The sequence below is a fragment of the Actinacidiphila sp. bgisy167 genome (genome assembly GCF_057707665.1).
Genome location: NZ_JBYIQP010000207.1, coordinates 1 through 1,242, shown reverse-complemented (window position 1 = coordinate 1,242; position 1,242 = coordinate 1). Strand labels below are relative to the sequence as shown.

Here is a 1,242-nt window from a genome sequence, read left to right as displayed (position 1 = left end):
TGCTCGTCGGCGGTGATCGCGGTGCGCAGGCAGGACGCGACCCGGCGGGTCTTGGCGATCACCCCGACACGGGCGGCGATCTTCTCAGGTGTGCGGTAGTAGCGCCCGCCCGCGCCGCGCTGGACCTTGGCCAGCTCGGCCGCGGCCTTGGCCAGGCGTTTCTCCCGGGCCTGGCGCTGGCCCTCGGCGCTGCCGGTGGAGTGCACCAGAATGCGGCGCACCTCCAGCACCCGGTCGCGTTTGCGCGGCCCGGGGATGCGGTGCACGTCCTCGAGCACGCGGTAGCGTCCGCGCTGTTCGGGCGGCAGGCGCTCCTCGCGTCCGGCGGTGTAGTCCACCGGCGCGGCCCGCTCCAGGTCCAGACCCGCGTAGAAGGCGTCGTCGATCTTGGCGGCGGGGACCGGGGCGATGAAGTCCACCCCGGCCTGAAGGAGCGCGGCGATGTTGCCCCAGGAGTACAGCTTGGAGTCCGCGACCAGCAGCAGCCGTCGCTCGTCCGCGAGCTGCCGAAGGGCCTTCATCGCGTCGACGACCTGCGCAACCTCCCCGGCCCCGCCGTCGAAGACCTTGGCATGGACGGGGACTCCGCCGTCGGCGCTCACCCCCAGCCCGGCCTGGATCTGCTTGAGGTCCACCCTGCGGTCCTTGGGATGCCCGTACTTGACCTGGGGGTAGTCCCCGTCCTGGTCCTGGACCGGGTAGGCGCCGTGGACGGACATGCTGGTCATGTCCCAGTGGATGCGGGCGGTGTCCAGGCCGAAGGCACCGATCGCGGCCGCTCCGACGCTGCCGGCGAGCCGGTCCAGGTGCGGGGCGATCGCGTCCAGGGCACGCGCGAGCCGGTCGTCGTTGAGCAGCTCGGCCTCGATTCCGAAGACTTCCTCCACCGCCCACTCACGCGCCCAGTCCCCGACGCGGAACAGCGGCGCCGGCGAGGTCAGCCGGTTCGCCACCAGTGCCTCGATCACCTGGCCGTGCGTCAGGTCAGCCCGCGGATCGGGCGGGCACAAGCCGTCGACGATCCCCGCGACATCCAGCCGGCGCAGAAACTCGGCGGCGACAGGCAGAGCGCCCAGACGCTTGGTCACCACGGACTCGATCACGACCTCCATACGAGGTCGCTCCGTCCGTGGCCGCGGGGACCGGGAAGTCATCGACACACCCGGACCAACGCCCGCAGGCGTGCACCGGACACTGCCCGCTCCCCGATCCCAGCCGAATCAGCGACCCGCGAAGTACGGG

1 protein-coding gene is annotated in these 1,242 nt (G+C 71.9%); it reads right to left on the bottom strand.

All coding sequences use genetic code 11. The features are described from left to right. A partial coding sequence (locus AC3ET4_RS30810) for an IS1634 family transposase (RefSeq protein ID WP_431955264.1) occupies positions 1–1,112 on the bottom strand: 1,112 nt, incomplete at its 3' end. Positions 1,113–1,242: the final 130 nt, after the last annotated feature.